The organism is Levilactobacillus fuyuanensis, from assembly GCF_003946395.1.
Classification (GTDB): Bacteria; Bacillota; Bacilli; order Lactobacillales; family Lactobacillaceae; genus Levilactobacillus; species Levilactobacillus fuyuanensis.
The window spans coordinates 81,898-97,630 of sequence record NZ_RHNZ01000009.1 but is presented as its reverse complement, the minus strand read 5'-3'; the positions used below and the strand labels follow the sequence as shown (position 1 = coordinate 97,630).

At 51.2% G+C, this 15,733-nt stretch carries 13 protein-coding genes; all 13 read right to left on the bottom strand.

The annotated features are described in order from the left end of the window. Positions 1 to 23: 23 nt before the first annotated feature. Complete coding sequence (locus tag EKM73_RS06645; protein WP_125701189.1) at positions 24 to 554, bottom strand: CvpA family protein; 531 nt, start codon at positions 552 to 554, stop codon at positions 24 to 26. A gap of 1 nt (position 555) precedes the next feature. Next, on the bottom strand, positions 556 to 852 hold the full coding sequence (locus EKM73_RS06640) for a cell division protein ZapA (RefSeq protein ID WP_125701188.1): 297 nt from the start codon (positions 850 to 852) through the stop codon (positions 556 to 558). 224 nt (positions 853 to 1,076) lie between these two features. Beyond that, positions 1,077 to 1,388, bottom strand: a complete 312-nt coding sequence (locus tag EKM73_RS06635) for a DUF1292 domain-containing protein (RefSeq protein WP_125701187.1) — start codon at positions 1,386 to 1,388, stop codon at positions 1,077 to 1,079. Between the two features lie 8 nt (positions 1,389 to 1,396). Then, positions 1,397 to 1,834 carry a Holliday junction resolvase RuvX gene (ruvX, locus tag EKM73_RS06630; RefSeq protein ID WP_125701186.1) on the bottom strand — a complete coding sequence of 146 codons (438 nt, stop codon included), beginning with the start codon at positions 1,832 to 1,834 and terminating at the stop codon, positions 1,397 to 1,399. After that, complete coding sequence (locus tag EKM73_RS06625; protein WP_020088343.1) at positions 1,831 to 2,103, bottom strand: IreB family regulatory phosphoprotein; 273 nt, start codon at positions 2,101 to 2,103, stop codon at positions 1,831 to 1,833. Before EKM73_RS06625 ends, ruvX begins: the two co-directional genes overlap by 4 nt. A gap of 728 nt (positions 2,104 to 2,831) precedes the next feature. Continuing rightward, on the bottom strand, positions 2,832 to 5,468 hold the full coding sequence (gene alaS / locus EKM73_RS06620; RefSeq protein ID WP_125701185.1) for an alanine--tRNA ligase: 2,637 nt from the start codon (positions 5,466 to 5,468) through the stop codon (positions 2,832 to 2,834). Positions 5,469 to 6,320: 852 nt separating this feature from the next. Next, complete coding sequence (locus EKM73_RS06615) at positions 6,321 to 7,679, bottom strand: DEAD/DEAH box helicase (RefSeq protein WP_125701184.1); 1,359 nt, start codon at positions 7,677 to 7,679, stop codon at positions 6,321 to 6,323. Beyond that, positions 7,676 to 8,641, bottom strand: a complete 966-nt coding sequence (locus EKM73_RS06610) for a DHH family phosphoesterase (RefSeq protein ID WP_125701183.1) — start codon at positions 8,639 to 8,641, stop codon at positions 7,676 to 7,678. Before EKM73_RS06610 ends, EKM73_RS06615 begins: the two co-directional genes overlap by 4 nt. Before the next feature lie 103 nt (positions 8,642 to 8,744). Continuing rightward, positions 8,745 to 9,854 carry a DNA polymerase IV gene (gene dinB / locus EKM73_RS06605; RefSeq protein ID WP_125701182.1) on the bottom strand — a complete coding sequence of 370 codons (1,110 nt, stop codon included), beginning with the start codon at positions 9,852 to 9,854 and terminating at the stop codon, positions 8,745 to 8,747. Positions 9,855 to 10,757: 903 nt separating this feature from the next. Then, positions 10,758 to 11,204 (bottom strand): preprotein translocase subunit YajC, encoded by a 447-nt coding sequence (gene yajC, locus EKM73_RS06600; RefSeq protein ID WP_125701181.1) that lies wholly within the window; start codon positions 11,202 to 11,204, stop codon positions 10,758 to 10,760. A 146-nt stretch (positions 11,205 to 11,350) separates the two neighbouring features. After that, positions 11,351 to 12,373 (bottom strand): Holliday junction branch migration DNA helicase RuvB, encoded by a 1,023-nt coding sequence (ruvB, locus tag EKM73_RS06595; RefSeq protein WP_125701180.1) that lies wholly within the window; start codon positions 12,371 to 12,373, stop codon positions 11,351 to 11,353. Positions 12,374 to 12,693: 320 nt separating this feature from the next. Then, entirely contained in the window at positions 12,694 to 13,305 is a 612-nt protein-coding gene (gene ruvA, locus EKM73_RS06590) for a Holliday junction branch migration protein RuvA (protein WP_125701179.1), read from the bottom strand. Positions 13,306 to 13,653: 348 nt separating this feature from the next. After that, positions 13,654 to 15,723 carry a DNA mismatch repair endonuclease MutL gene (gene mutL / locus EKM73_RS06585; RefSeq protein ID WP_125701178.1) on the bottom strand — a complete coding sequence of 690 codons (2,070 nt, stop codon included), beginning with the start codon at positions 15,721 to 15,723 and terminating at the stop codon, positions 13,654 to 13,656. Between the last annotated feature and the right edge of the window lie 10 nt (positions 15,724 to 15,733).

The window sequence follows — 15,733 nt, the reverse complement described above, 5'->3', positions numbered from 1 at the left end:
TCCTCTCTAACGAGTCGTCAGAATTAATGTTCTGTCAGCCACCAGTTGTAGACCTGCTTCGAGAGGACCGGCGTTTGCTTCACGATCCACTGGGCAACTGGTGACGCTTGATAACTGTTTTGGAATCCCTTAACTGGTAACAGGATCATCAGATTTAAGATTAAAAAGATCACCACGTAACGGATGACCAGGTTGATCAGGCCGCCAGCCAGTGAATTCACTTGATGAATCACTGGCAGCCAGGTCACCTTGTTGAGGCCGTACGCCACCCGGTGGACGATGAAAAATCCCACCGTTAAGATAGCGGAGAAAGCAATCCCATTTAAGAAGAAACTGCTACTCTGGGCCGCCGTGACCGCACTGGCTGAGCTGTCCAACGACAGGTTGCCAATGAATTGGCCGATACCCGTCGCCAGTGGTTTCGCTAGGAACCGCGCGGCTAGCCAAACGACGATGTACCCAATCGTATTGAGCACCTGTAGAACTAGGCCCCGGCGGTACCCTCGGCGAAAACCGAAGATCAATACCACCAGAATAATTAGACTTAAAACCAAACTAGTCCTCCGTTTCCGGAGCGCTTGCTGAACTGGCCGCTGCATCTGGCGTCTCTGCTGCTTGGCTCGCCGCAACGTCTGCCGTGGAAGCCATCTTCAGCTGGTCAGAGACGGCGTTGAAGGCCATCAGAATGGCAGCGTCTTCCTTGGATAGATTTGGTGATAACTGTTTTAATTGCGTAAATTGTTGATTCAAGACTTCAGTAACCGCTCGCATATGTTCATCGGAGGTCTGTCCTACAATCGTGTAGGTTTTTCCAGCGATGACGGCTTTGAAGCGGTGCGTCTGTTCCGTCATTTCTCATTCCCCCTGCTATTTTGCGTGCTCATGATCCATCGGTTCGTCGAACGTTTGCTGGCGAACCCAATCTCACAATGCACAATACTTTATTTTACCATTACTAGCCACTCCGTTGCACGCTTTGCGGCCCGCTTCTTCGGATTCTTTCCGGTAACCATCGTCGGATTCGTGGTAAACAAAAAAGAGCGGAAGTCCTCCGCCCTTTCATCTTGTCAATTTGACTAGCCTTGCTTGCCAGCGTTGGGATCAATCGTCCCGTCTGCTAAGAAGGTGTTTAATACGGACTCAACCATATCCCATTCATCATCGGATTCGATCAATTGCAGGTCGCCACCGGATGGGTTAGCTGGATCATCGTCAGCTGGTAAAGCGTAGGCTTGGATATCAACTTCCTCGTCGTCGCTCTTGCCGGCTGGGTAAATCAAAATGTATGACTTACCAAAGTCGTCAGATTCAAAGGTAAACAGGACATCGTATAACTCTTCGTCACCATTTTCATCAACTAATGTGATTTGTTCTTGGTCTTCGTTCATGGGAAACCTCACTTTTCTCGGGTTAATTTTCCTTGCCGATCTAAATAGTTCTGCAAGATTAACCCGGCTGCTAATTTATCAATTACTTTTTTCCGCTTACGGCGTGATGTGTCAGCCTGTTCCACTAACATACGCTCCGCCTCTACGGTTGTCAACCGTTCGTCTTCGAAGTCAACGGGCAAATGGAACCGCTCCGTCAACATCTCCCCGTACCGCTTAGAAGCCGCGGCGCGCGGACCCAACGAATTGTTCATGTTCTTGGGTAGACCCACGACAAAACCATCAACGTCGTGTTCGGTGACCAACTCGGCCACCCGATCCAACCCAAAAACTTCTGACTCTTCGTCAATTCGAATAATTTCGATACCCTGAGCCGTCCAACCCAAAGCATCACTAATGGCAATACCAACCGTTCGCGAACCAACATCTAACCCCATTAACTTCATGAAGGCTTCACCGGTCCATTCTGGTTGAGGTAAACGCGAACCAACTCTTCAATAATCTCGTCGCGCTCATGCTTGCGAATCAGGTTCCGTGCATCATTGATACGCGGAATGTACGCAGGATCGCCCGATAGTAGGTACCCGACAATCTGATTAATTGGGTTATAACCCTTTTCTTCTAGTGCTTGATAAACCGTTACCAGTGTATCATGGACGTCCTTTGGCTGGTTAGCGCCAAAGTCGAAATACATCGTTTTGTCTAATGAACTCACTATAAAACACCCCCGCACTTCCTCACTTAGCCTCAATTTTACTCGATAATTCGGCAAACTACAACGACCGACACCCAATGTAATCTATTCGTAATACTGCCGTTATCAAGGGAGCCGCCCATAACGGACCGCTCCCTCGATGACGCCCTATTATCCTGGTGAAGTTAGCGTCATTTGCCTGTGGAGGCTAACGTTAAATTCTACCAAGTATTACTGAATCGTGACTAGCCGTTATAGCCATTCTAATTATGGCTTTTAGTAAAATTGAGGCTGTGATCCGAATTGTTTCGGTTAGGTGGTTGGCACGTGACTTACGGCATAGGCATTTACGCTTATGCCTAGCTTAGAGCCAAACCAGATTTTTGCTTATTCTGGTTCGAAGCCTGCTCTTTGATTTCACATAGCCGAAACGTGCTACACAAGGCAGACTCCTGCGCTTAACCCCGCTAAGGAAAAATCCAGTTTTAAATTTTCTATTGGCTTGGAGTTCGCTCTAATTTCACATTGCCGAAACGTGCTCCACAAGGCAGGTCCCTGCGCTTAACCCCGCTAAGGAAAAAGCCAGTTTTGAACTGTCTATTGGCTTAGAGCTCGCTCTAATTTCACATTGCCGAAACGTGCTCCACAAGGCAGACTCCTGCGCTTAACCCCAATAAGGAAAAAGCCAAACCCGGGCTTTTATCCTTATTGACGTTAATGCTCAGAGTCTAACCGCCTTGTTCCGCACTCTATTGCTTTTCCAACCACTCAACAGCCGCAGTCATGGCATCTGGCAAGCCTGCTGGGTTCTTCCCACCAGCTTGGGCCAAGTTTGGCCGACCGCCACCACCACCGTTGATCTTTGGTGAAATAGCCTTGATCAGGTCACCAGCCTTGACTTGCTTTTGCTTGTCAGCACTGACCGCAACGATCAGGTTCGCCTTACCGTTGACTTCGGCACCCAGTACCAAGACATCGGAGAGCGCCTTTTCACGCCACGTGTCGGCTAAGGCTCGCAGTTGATCCATCTTGGAGACTTGAACCGTCCCACTGATCAACTTGTAGTCACCCGCTTCAGTGACTTGGTCAAAGACCGCACTGGCTTCCTGACTCGCTAATTTGCCTTCTAAGGCTGCTTGCTTCTGTTCTAAGCTCTTTACTTGTGCTTGTAGGCTCGTCACCTTTTGTTCCACTTCAGCGTCCTGAGTGACCTTTAAATCGCCAGCAACGGCGTCTAAGATCTCACTGCGACCCTGCAGGTACTTGTAGGCTGCGGCTGAGGTCACGGCTTCAATCCGTCGTACCCCGGCACCAACACCGGATTCAGAGGTAATCTTGAACAGACCAATTTCGTTGGTGTTCTTGACGTGGTTCCCCCCACAGAATTCAGTGACAAAGTCGCCAGCGCTGACGACCCGGACAACCTTACCGTATTTTTCGCTAAATAGGGCGATAGCACCCATCTTCTTAGCGGATTCGATATCCGTTTCCACTGTCGTCACAGGCAGTTCCGCGAAGATCTTTTCGTTGACGATGGCTTCAGCCTTGGCTAAGTCTGCGGGATCAACTTGTCCAAAGTGGGTGAAGTCAAACCGCAAGTAGTCACCTTCAACTAAGGAACCGGCTTGTTGGGTGTGTTCGCCAAAGACTTCACGTAAAGCCTTATCCAACAGGTGGGTCGCAGTATGATTCTTTTCGACCTTGCTGTGGAACTTCGCATCAACCTTTAATTCGTAGGTCGTGCCCTTCTTCAAAGGTGCGACAACGGTCAAGGTATGCAGGTTTTGCCCGTTTGGCGCGTGTTGAACATCGGCCACGTGTGCAACCACGTTACCGTCAAGGTCGTAGATATCCCCCTTGTCGGCCACTTGGCCACCCATTTCGGCATAGAATGGCGTCGTGTCAAACATGGCTTCGGCCGTTCCCGTCGTTGCTTCATCGGCTAACTGGTCGTCGACGACCAGTTCAGTCAATTGGCTCTTGGTTTCAAGCTGCGTGTAACCCACGTATTGACTAGGCGTCGTGACGTTGATCAGCAGGTCGTGTTGTAAGCCCATGGCTTTTTGCTTGCCCCGGGCGTTACGTGCACGGTCCTTTTGCTTCTGCATTTCTGCCTTGAAGCCGTCTTCGTCGACCGTGATACCTTGGTCGTCGGCGTATTCTTCCGTCAATTCAACGGGAAAACCATACGTATCGTAGAGCTTGAACGCATCGGCACCGGCGATTTGGCTGCCACCTTGCTTCTTCAAGTCAGCAATCAGACTGTTCAGCAGGTTCAACCCACCATCCAGCGTTTCACCGAACCGGTCTTCTTCAGAGCGAACGACCTTGGCGATGTAGTCACTTTGCTTGAGCACGTCTGGGTAGTAAGATTCCATGATCTTACCTACAACTGGGACTAATTGGTCCAAGAAGGCCCCTTCGATACCCAGCTTTTGACCGTTAACAATGGCCCGACGGATCAAGCGACGGATAACGTAGCCGCGGCCTTCGTTTCCAGGCAAGGCACCGTCACCGATTGCAAAGGTAATGGCCCGCGCATGGTCGGCAATCACCTTGAAGGACACGTCGTCTTCGTGGTTAGCACCGTATTTCTTGCCGGCACTGAGTTCCGCCGTCTTTTCGATGATTGGTAGGAACAGGTCGGTTTCGAAGTTGGTCTTGGCATTTTGGAAAATGGAAACGACCCGTTCGAGACCCATCCCCGTATCAATGTTCTTCCGTGGCAGTGGCTTGTAAGTGCCATCTGGTTCGTGGTTGAACTGGGAGAACACGATGTTCCAGACTTCGAGGTAACGTTCATTTTCGCCACCAGGGTAATTTTCAGGATCGTCGTCAGCCAGGTTGTTAAACGATTCGCCACGGTCGTAGAAAATTTCGGAGTCGGGACCAGAAGGCCCTTCACCAATGTCCCAGAAGTTATCTTCTACGGCAATGATGTGATCAGGGGCAACACCTGCGGCTTCCCAGGCTTCCTTGGCGTCAGTATCCTTTGGGTAAACCGTCATAAACAGTTTGTCTGGATCCCAGCCGAACCAGTCTGGCGACGTGAGTAATTCCCACGCCCAGTTGATGGCTTCCGTCTTGAAGTAATCCCCAACGGAGAAGTTCCCGAGCATTTCAAATAAGGTGTGGTGCCGAGCAGTCTTCCCAACGTTTTCAATATCGTTGGTCCGGATACTCTTCTGTGAACTGGTCAACCGTGGATTCTCAGGAACCACTTGGCCAGAGAAATACTTCTTCATCGTGGCAACCCCAGAGTTGATCCACAGTAACGATGGGTCGTCCTTGGGAACTAATGATGCACTGGGTTCGATGGTGTGGCCCTTAGACTGGAAAAAGTCCAGGTACATCTGGCGAATCTGACTACTACTTAGGTCTTTCATCTCTTAATACCTCCAAAAAAGTATAAAAAACACCGTTGCCCGTAAAGACGCCGAAGCGCGGTACCACTTTACTTGCAACGATGTTTTAATCGTTTACCTCTTAAACTCATAACGCTGAGTCGCGATGTAGCTGAGGGAGCGCCAGTAACCGACCGAATCGTTTTTCACAGCGACCAAAACGTTTCTGAAAATCGGTGAGTTACGGTATATCCTCGAATGATATTTAATTGTCCATTAGAAATTATAGGTGGCAACCGGCCCCTTGTCAATCAAGGTTTACGATTATTAACACTGAGCTGACATTGCCTCCGGGCTGGTGAAAATGAACCGGGTCGCTGAGGGCGGACGGTCGAAAGCTGCTCGCCTACGGCTGCCAGGCATTCCGCCTGCTGTGGGGACCGGTGAAATCCTGAGAAACGGTATTTCACCTCGGCTTGAAACCTCGCCAAGTTCAGGCGAGTTTCCAACCACGTCCCATGGCGTAAGAACGGGAAGAATCGAACACCCGTCCTAACGCCATTGTCACGGCCGGCTCCATCCCTAGCCTCCTCCGGCTAAGATAACCTTCAACCATCACACTCACAAAAAACCATAGCTTATTGTGCTCACAAAGGCGTTCAACAACCGCGTAGTGACCCATTACCAACTAATTTGCCGGGAGCCGGAGGCAGCTGAATATGACAGCCTGTGACGATGGCGTTAGCTGACGTTCTTTGTCAGGTTACACCATGGGACGCCTTTTAAGACGCCTGAACTTGGCGGCTTGAAAGCGAATCCGAGGACCGCTCTTTGGCTTCGGATGGTCCCCATAGGCAGGCATATTTAGTTGCCGCAGGCGGCAAAAGGATAATTTTATTGGTAACGGTCTGACTCGCGCTTGCGGCGCTTCCGTTCGTTACGAGCGCTTTGACGTGCCGCAATCCGCTTCTCTTGATCCTTCCGCCGGTGAATCTCTTGCTTGATTTGATGCTTGTAACCCGGCTTGATCTTCTTTTTCTTCTTCATAACGAAACCGATCAATGATGGGTCAAGCTTTTCCGTACTCTTGTTCCGCTTCGTCCGACGATTACGGTCGTAGGAATCCACGATCTCACCGTTACTGATACGCTTAGGTTGGAACTTGATCCCTAAGGATTCAATTTCTGAAATCTTAGCTTCTTCATCTGGTGAATACAGCGTAATAGCGGTCCCAGCCATCCCCTGACGTCCCGTCCGACCAACACGGTGGACGAAGAAGTCGAGGTCTTCTGGAATATCGTCGTTGATGACGTGAGAGACCCCTTCGATATCAATCCCACGGGCAGCCAAATCAGTGGCAACCACGAATTGATATTGCAGGTTCTTAACTTCACGCATAACCCGTTTCCGTTCTCGTGGCTTGATGCCCCCATGAATCATGGCGACCTTTAAGCCTTGGGCCTTCAAGAATTCGTTGATCTGTTCGACCCGCGTCTTGGTGTTGGCAAAGATCAGAACCAGGTAAGGTTCCCCCATCGTAATCAACTGCAAGATCAGTTGGTTGCGGTTTTGCCCCTTGGTGGAGATCAACCAGTTATCGATGGTTGGGGAGATAATCGTGCTCGTTGGAATTTCTTCGATCACGGGATGGTTCATGTACTTACGCAGGAATGGGTCGAGGCGTTGTGGAATCGTGGCGGAGAAGACCATCATTTGTAATTCTTTAGGCATCCGGCCGGCAATCTTGTCGACCTGGTCTAAGAATCCAAGGTCTAACGTCATATCCGCTTCATCGACAACGAATTGCCGCGTGGTGTGGACATCCAAGGCTTGAGATTGGATTAAATCCAAGACCCGGCCTGGAGTCCCGATAATCAATTGGGGTTGGTAATGACGCAGCTTGTTGACTTGGCGTTGCTTGTCAGTTCCCCCAACGTAGTTACCGATACGAATTTCAAATGGGGCTTCGGCGGCCAATTGTTCAGCGGCCGTATGAATCTGGTAAGCCAATTCCCGGCTAGGCGTCGTGATAACGGCCTGAACCTGGTTTTCGGACGTTAATTGGTTAAAAATTGGCAACAAGAAAGTATGGGTCTTCCCACTCCCAGTTTGGGATTGGCCGACCACATCTTTACCTGATGCAATCACGGGAATCAATTTTGCCTGAACGGCAGTGGGTTCCGTGAACCCAATCTTTTGCAAGGCCGTCATTAAATACGGTTGCAAGTTGAAAGCTTTAAAGTTTTCGGTCATTCATTTTCTCCTTTAGCGTTCGCCACTAACTCATCGAGCTCGTGGATCACTTGATCGATCTCAGCTTGGTCCTTGGCGCCGGCACCACTGGCTAAGGCGTGACCGCCCCCACCATGATTCTTTGCCAAGCCGTTGATGGAAGGTCCCTTTGACCGCAACCGAATGCGGTACGTGTGGTCCTTGGATTCAACAAAAATGGCCCAAGCCACTACTGACGTAATCTTACCAGGCAATGGCACGATGGCAGAGGTTGAATCCCCCTTGCCCAAGCCAAAGGGTTCCACGACCTCATCACTCAACTTGAGATAAGCGGCCCCACTGGGTAAGATTTCCAAATTCTGATAAACATAAGCGGACAACTTCGCCATGGCCGGTGAGATTTCATCTTCAGCCTGGTTGACCTCGGTCGCTGAGAAGTTGTAACCCATCAATTTACCAGCGACGACCATCGTGTTCCCCGTGGTTGCGGGATACATGAAGCGGCCAGTGTCGCCCACGATACCGGCGTAGAGTAAGCGCGCAGCGTCGTCAGGCATGGTCAACTCAGCTTCGTTCGCTGCGAACCAGTCGTATAACATTTCGGACGTGCTGGAAGCCTGATCCAAGACCCATTGCAAGTCACCAAAAGCGTCCTCGTTAGGATGATGGTCAATCTTAACGACGGCTTTCCCCGTCGACCAGCGTTCGTCGTCGACTCGTGGCTGATTAGCGGTGTCCACAACGATCACTAAGGCGTCCTTGTAGGCTTCATCAGGAACTTCCTGATCCGCCTGTCCCATCCAGTCAAAGCCAGGGTAGTGCTTACCAACCGCATAAACGGTCTTATCGGGAAAACTGGCCCGTAAGATGTCGCGCAGTGCAATCTGAGCCCCAATGCAGTCGGGGTCTGGTCGCTGATGACGGTGGATGATAATTGTTTCATATTTTTTGATTTCTTCTAAAATGGCAGTTTCTATAGCCATGGTTGTTCACCTATTTTCTATCCGATTTACCAACGCAATTGCGTCGTTACCGCGTTTCAGTATACAAGTTTTACGGGGTAATTTCAAAGAAAGTCTTTCAGGATTAACGGTCTGGGTCAAACAAGGGTAGCTTCAGCTCTTCGAATGTTTGCGGTGCCAATCCCGTCAGAGTAATCCCTAGCAGTCGCACCTGCTCATCACTAGTGGCCACACTTTGATAAATTTCTAAGGCCATTTCGTAGTAGGTTGTCGCATCGTTGGGGATAAAATCCGGCTGCGTCACCCGTTTGGTAATTGTATTGAACTCGCTGTCTCGCAACTTCAGAACCAAGGTCTTGCCGTGGCGCTGCTTTTGCTTCACGGTCGTAGCGACCATTTCGGCCAAACGCTCGAGCTGACTCTCCACTTCACCGGTCGTAGTCAGGGGCGGCCCGTATGTCCGTTCCTTACCAATCGACTTACGCTCACGTTGATACTCGACTGGTCGCTCATCGATGCCCCGAACCCGCTGATAGAGGATGTAGCCGAACTTGCCAAAGTCGTGAATCAACGCCAGCTGACTACGTTCGTATAAATCCGCCCCATTTAAGATACCTAGCTCGTGCATCTTGGGCACGGTCTTCTTCCCGACCCCACGAAACCGTTCGATTGGCAAGGCCATCAAGAAGTCGTGGGCGTCCTCAGGCAGAATCACGCAGACCCCCACCGGCTTCCGAAAGTCGGAGGCTTCCTTCGCCAAGAACTTGCTGTAAGAAATCCCAGTTGAGCAGGTCAGATGCGTCTGATCAAAGATCTCAGCCTGAATCGCGTGGGCGACCTGCACCGCCGAATGCAGATGGTGCTTGTTCTCAGTCACATCCAGGTAGGCTTCATCAAAGGCCACAGTTTCAATCTTGTCCGTATACTCGTGAAAGATAGCGTGAATCTGGTCGGAAACTTCGCGGTAGCGCGGAAAGTCCGGCGTCTTGAAGATTGCATTAGGACACAGTTTCAGCGCCTCATTGGCGTTCATCGCCGAGTGCACCCCGGTCTGCCGGGCAATGTAATTAGCGGTGGTCACGACACCCCGCCCACCGGTCTTACGTGGATCTTGGGCCACAATCAGGGGATGGCCCTTGAATTCCGGATGATCACGCTCCTCAATGGACGCGTAAAAGGCATCCATATCGACGTGAATGATTTTGCGTTGCGTGAATTTAGCTGCCGGTTGCATCGTGGCCACCTCCCAGTATGGCATAGGCTTTTCTAAATTATAATCGAACACGCGTTTGTCCACAACTAAAATTATCGCAGAGTTAACAGCCGATTGTCGCCTGCGGCTGCCAGGGATTCTGCCTGCTATGGGGACCGCCCGCAGCCCAAGACCGGGCTTCCGGCTCGGTTTGAAACCTCGCAAGAATCACGCGAGTTTACAAACACGTCCCGCGCTGTAAGGCCGGGAAAGAACCACCCGCCCTAACACCGCCGACACAGCTGACGCCATCCCTGGCTTCCTCCGGCTCACATTGGTTGTTAACTCTGCGTTTTCTAAATTTTCCCAATAGTATAATTCATTGATTCCGACTACGAGTTACCACTTAGTAAAGTTATCATTCAAACTGGCAGATCATATTTCAATCCGTAAATACGCCCAGATATCAGCCATTTATAACACTTCAGCTCAACTATCATTTCAGGGATGACCTAATTATTTCTAATATCTCATAAAAAGATGCGACTAAATTGGCAGAAATTACATCAGTAATAAGTAGAGGGAGGCATTGCTCGAACAATTAACTGAGGTTTTCCATCATAGTCACCAAATTGAATCGTCAATGTAGCCACGGCCGGAGGAGGTCAGAGACGGAACCAGCCGTGAATGTGGTGTTGAATCGGGCGGTTGCTTCTCCCCGATTTTACACCACCGGTCGTCCTTGGAAACACGCGAACTTAGTGGTTCCAAGGCGAGGTGGAAGCCCGCTTCTTGGCTGGAACCGACCCCACAGCAGGTGGAGTCTCTGACAGCCGCAGGCCTACGCCCATTGACATCCTGTTTAGCGGAACAAAAAAGACTGACACAGATTGCGTCAGTCCCCTAACTCACCGTCAAACTCGTTGCCAGTGAGTCACTCTAAACCTATTTAGCTGCGTCGTCCTTGTCAGCACTGTCGTCAGCGGCTGCGCTGTCGGCCGTGTCAGCTGAATCATCAGCGGCACTTTCAGCAGGTTGGGCATCGCTGGCTGCTTCACTCGTTGCTGCAGCAACGGGTGCCGTGACAGCGGCTGGGGCTTGCGCCGTAACCGTTGAGATCGCCCGTAAGTCGAAGACCAAGTAGATGCCATCGCAATCCAAGGTAACCGTCTTGTCAGCATCGTTGATTTCATCAATGACACCGTGCAGGCGGCCGATGGTAACAACGTGGTCACCCTTCTTTAATTCACTCATCATGTCCTTGTGCTTCTTTTGTTGCTTTTGTTGTGGCCGCAACATTAAGAAGTACATCAAGGCTAAAAAGATCACTAAGATAATGATCGTTGAATACTGGCTAGCACCGCCAGCGGCAATTACAAAGTTTCCTAACACTTTCGTTCACTCCTTCATATCGTCTCTATTGAACCACTTTACCAGAACCAAGGGATTCCGTCCAATTATTTCTAGAAGTTCTTGGGATGTTCGGTATTATAACTATATTTTTAAAAAGTAATTTGTCATCATCCCGAACAATCAATCTAATCGTGATTCTGATTGGGCATCGGCAGGCCTAAATGGGCATAGCCAGCCGCTGTCACTACCCGACCACGCGCGGTACGTTTCAGATAACCACGCTGAAGCAGGTAAGGTTCGTACATCGCCGCAACGGTTTCCGTCTCCTCACCGATGTTGGCTGCCAGGGTGTTTAACCCGACTGGCCCACCATCATAGTAGTCGATCATGGTCGTCAATAACTTCACATCGGTCGGATCAAGTCCCGCCGAATCGACCCGCAGCAACGTCAACGCGTGGTCGACGATGGCACGATCGATGGTGGAATGATTGGGCGACACTTCGGCGAAATCACGAATCCGCTTCAATAACCGGTTCGCAATTCGCGGCGTCCCTCGCGACCGCAAAGCCACTTCATGGGCCCCATCGGTCGCAATCGTCGTATTGAAAATATCAGCGGACCGTTCGACGATGTCCTGCAAATCACGTGTTTCGTAATAGGCCATGTGCTCCACGATACCGAAGCGATCGCGCAATGGTGCCGACAGTAAGCCGGCCCGCGTGGTCGCGCCAATCAGCGTGAACGGTGGCAATGGGAAATGCACGGGATGGGCGGTTGGCCCCTGCCCGACGACGATATCGATGTAGAAATCTTCCATCGCCGAGTACAGCATTTCTTCAACAATCTTTGGCAACCGGTGAATTTCATCAATGAAGAGAATATCGCCGGGTTGAAGTTCGTTGAGTAATGCCACCAGGTCACCTGGCTTCTCGATGGCTGGCCCACTAGTCGTCCGAATGTGCACGGCCATTTCGTTAGCAATCACCATTGCCAGTGTCGTCTTCCCCAGACCAGGTGGTCCGTAGAGGAGAACGTGGTCGAGCGATTCTTCACGCTGTTTGGCCGCCTGAATGTACACGCTCAGCTCATGCTTGATGGGATCTTGGCCAATATATTGCGCCAAGGTTTGTGGTCGCAATGATTTTTCAATTGAGTCTTCGTTATCGTCCGCAGGTTCGGGCGATACTAAGCGATCTTCATCAGCCATCGTTCAGCCTCCTTTCGTTTATTTCAACTAAGTTCTACCATTGTTGCTTACGGCTGTCAGGGATTCTGCCTGCTGTGGGGACCGGTGAAATCCTGAGAAACGGTATTTCACCTCGACTTGAAGCCTCGCAAAGATCGCGAGTCTCCAAGCTCGTCCCATGGCGTAAGTTCGAGAAAACCACTCGATCTAACGCCATCGTCACGGCTGGCGCCATCCCTGACCTCCTCCAGCTAAGCTAATCGTTAACTTTCTTCAAAACACGAGAAAAGTCTCTCTTTCAATATGGATATCACCATTTTTACACAATAATTCAACTACGTTTAGTTCGTCAGCAAGCGCAATCCTTCACTCAGATAGTCGTTCGTTGACTCGCCAGCAAATTGCTTTAATTTCGGTGTAATCTTCTTAACGGCCGTCTCGCGATAACCCAGAGCGGTCAAGGCTGCAATAGCGTCGTCCAGTTCAGGGTTGGTGCCATCGGTCGTCGCGACTTCCGGCGTAAACAGATCGCCGTCATCGATGGGTTCCAAATCATCCAATTTATTCTGGAGATCCAGCACAATTTGCCCGGCCGTCTTCTTCCCAACGCCTGGAAACTTCGTCAGGAAGCTAACGTCGTTGGTCCGAATGGCCTGCATCAGACCTTGATGATCCGGATTAGCCAGTATGGCCAAGGCACTCTTCGGTCCAATGCCATTCACGTTGATCAGCTTCAAGAAGAGTTGCTTCTCCGCAAAGTCTTGGAACCCGTAAAGTGTCTGGGCACTGTCGCTAACTGCTTGATACACATAAATCGTTACAGCTTGACCGTCAGTGGTGACTTGGTATCGGTAGGGATTGGCCGTGTTGACCAGATACCCCACCCCATTTACATCAATAACCACGTGGTCGGGGTAAACCGCCGCAATGGTGCCATGGAGGTATTCATACATGACCAGTCTAATCTCCTTTAAAGAAACATATGTTTGCTTTTTAAATTGTACCATATTCCCATCAAACCTGCAGTGAATTCCACAGATTTAGTAAATCTGGCGAAAAGGTGACAAGAGTAGCGAATAACTGAAACATACGCGACATAAGCGCGCACATCTCCAGCCGTGAGTGTGGTGTGCAATCGGGTGATTGAGCCTTCCCGATTACACACCACGGGACGAGCTTGGAGACGTCTGAACTCGACGGCTTCAAGTCGAGACGAAGGCCCGCCCTTTGGCTGAAGCCGACACCACAGCAGGCGGAGTCCCTGGCAGACGAAGCGGCCAGATCTCCACAAGTGAGATGTGTTATTCGCCCCAGTCGTCGCCGCTGTGATGGGGATCCTGAATCCGCTTGAACAGTTTCTCCAGGTCCTGATCCGTAAAGTGAACCAGCACCGGCCGGCCGTGAGGGCAATTAAATGGATTCTCAGCCGTCGCTAATTTCTTCAGTAAGGCCCGTGCCTGTTGGTCATCCAAATGGTGGTTGGCCTTGATGGCGCGTTTACAACTCATCATGATGGCCGTCTTCTCACGGAAGGCCGCCACGGAAATCTTGCCGTCCTTTAAGACCCAATCGATCATTTCCTTGATCGTATCGGTCTCCTGCCCTGCCTTAAACCAGGTCGGATGCTCGTGAACAATGAAGCTGTTCGGGCCAAAGGACTCCAAGTGGATACCGACACTACTCAGCGTCTCCACGTGGTTACTCAGTTCCAGAACATCGGTCGTCGGGTAATCCAAAACGATTGGGACCAACAACTTCTGCTCGTCATCGCTCACTTGACCGATGGCTTGACGGTAGAACTCGTAGTTGACCCGCTCCTGAGCGGCATGTTGGTCGACCAGGTACAGACCGTCATCGGCCTCAGCCAACAGATACGTCCCGTGCACCTGCCCCAAGTAACGCAGTTCGGGGAACCGCTGCTGTGGCTTTGCCTGGGTTAATTGCGTGGCTTCTGGAATCGTTTCAACGGGTTGACTCGCCATTGCTGGTCGTTCGGCCGCCGATTCAGTTGCCTTGCTCATCCCCAGCGGTGCGGCAGGCTGTTCGGTCCGATATTTCTCATCAAATGCCTGCACGGCAGGTAGCTTAAAGTCACCCCGCGCATGGATTACGACCGGTTCAACCGGAACCTCTTCCGGCGTCTGCAATGGTTGTGGTCCCCGCTTAGGCGCAACCGCTGACGCATCGGCCACCACACTGGGTTGACTCGCCACTGGTGTTGGCCGAGTCGCCGCTGGTGTTGGCCGAGTCGCCGCTGGCCGTGATTGTGGAGCGCTGGAGAACTCATACTTAGTCGAGGCGTCGTTTAACGCCATCGTCAATTGATCGGTAGCCGGTTCCGGCGTCTTCTTTTGCTTTGGTAACTCGCTAAAAACATCAGGAATCAGATTCTCCGTGGAGAGCCGTTTGAACACGGTCTCCTGAATCAGCTGGGTCAGCTCCGGCTCCTGACTGATGCGAACTTCCTGCTTGGTTGGGTGCACGTTAACGTCAACTAGTAGCGGGTCCATCTTGATATCAAGTACGGCCAGTGGATACCGACCGACCATCAGCTTGGACCCGTAACCGGCGATCAACGCCTTGCTCAGCTGAAAGTTGTGGATGTACCGTCCATTGAGTAGCAGCGAAATATACTGCCGACTTGCCCGCGTCAATTCTGGTAGACTCACGTAGCCGGTCACCTTGAAGTCTGGATTGGACCCGTTAATGGCAACCATCTTCCGGGCACTCTGCACGCCGTAGATCCCGGCAATCACCTGTTGCAGGTCACCTCGACCGGTCGTCCGCGTCAATTCACGCCCGTTGTGCACCAGTGAAAAGGCCACGTCGGGATAGCTCAGGGCCAGCCGATTCACGATATCCGTGATTCGCGCCAATTCAGTCGCTGGTGATTTCAGATACTTCAAGCGTGCCGGAACGTTGCCAAAGAGGTCCTTGACCGTCACCGAGGTGCCCTTGCGTGCGGCCGCAGCGGTGTGTTCCTTGATGATGCCGCCCACGTTATGGATCAACGTGCCGACACCCCCGGTCGAGGTCGTCAGGGTCACGTCAGCCACGGAAGCAATACTAGGTAGTGCTTCGCCTCGGAACCCCAAGGACTTAATGCGAAAGAGGTCCTTGCGATCCGTGATCTTACTGGTCGCGTGCCGTTTGAAGGCCATCTCGGCGTCTTCGTCAGCGATACCGTCACCGTCATCGACCACGGCGATTCGCTTCAATCCGGCCTCTTCCACCGTGATGTCGATCTGTTTACTGTGCGCATCAACGGCATTTTCCACCAGTTCCTTGACGACGGATGCGGGCCGTTCAACCACTTCACCCGCTGCAATTTGGTCGGCCAGTACCGACGCTAACTCATGAATTTTAGGCATGTACGACCCT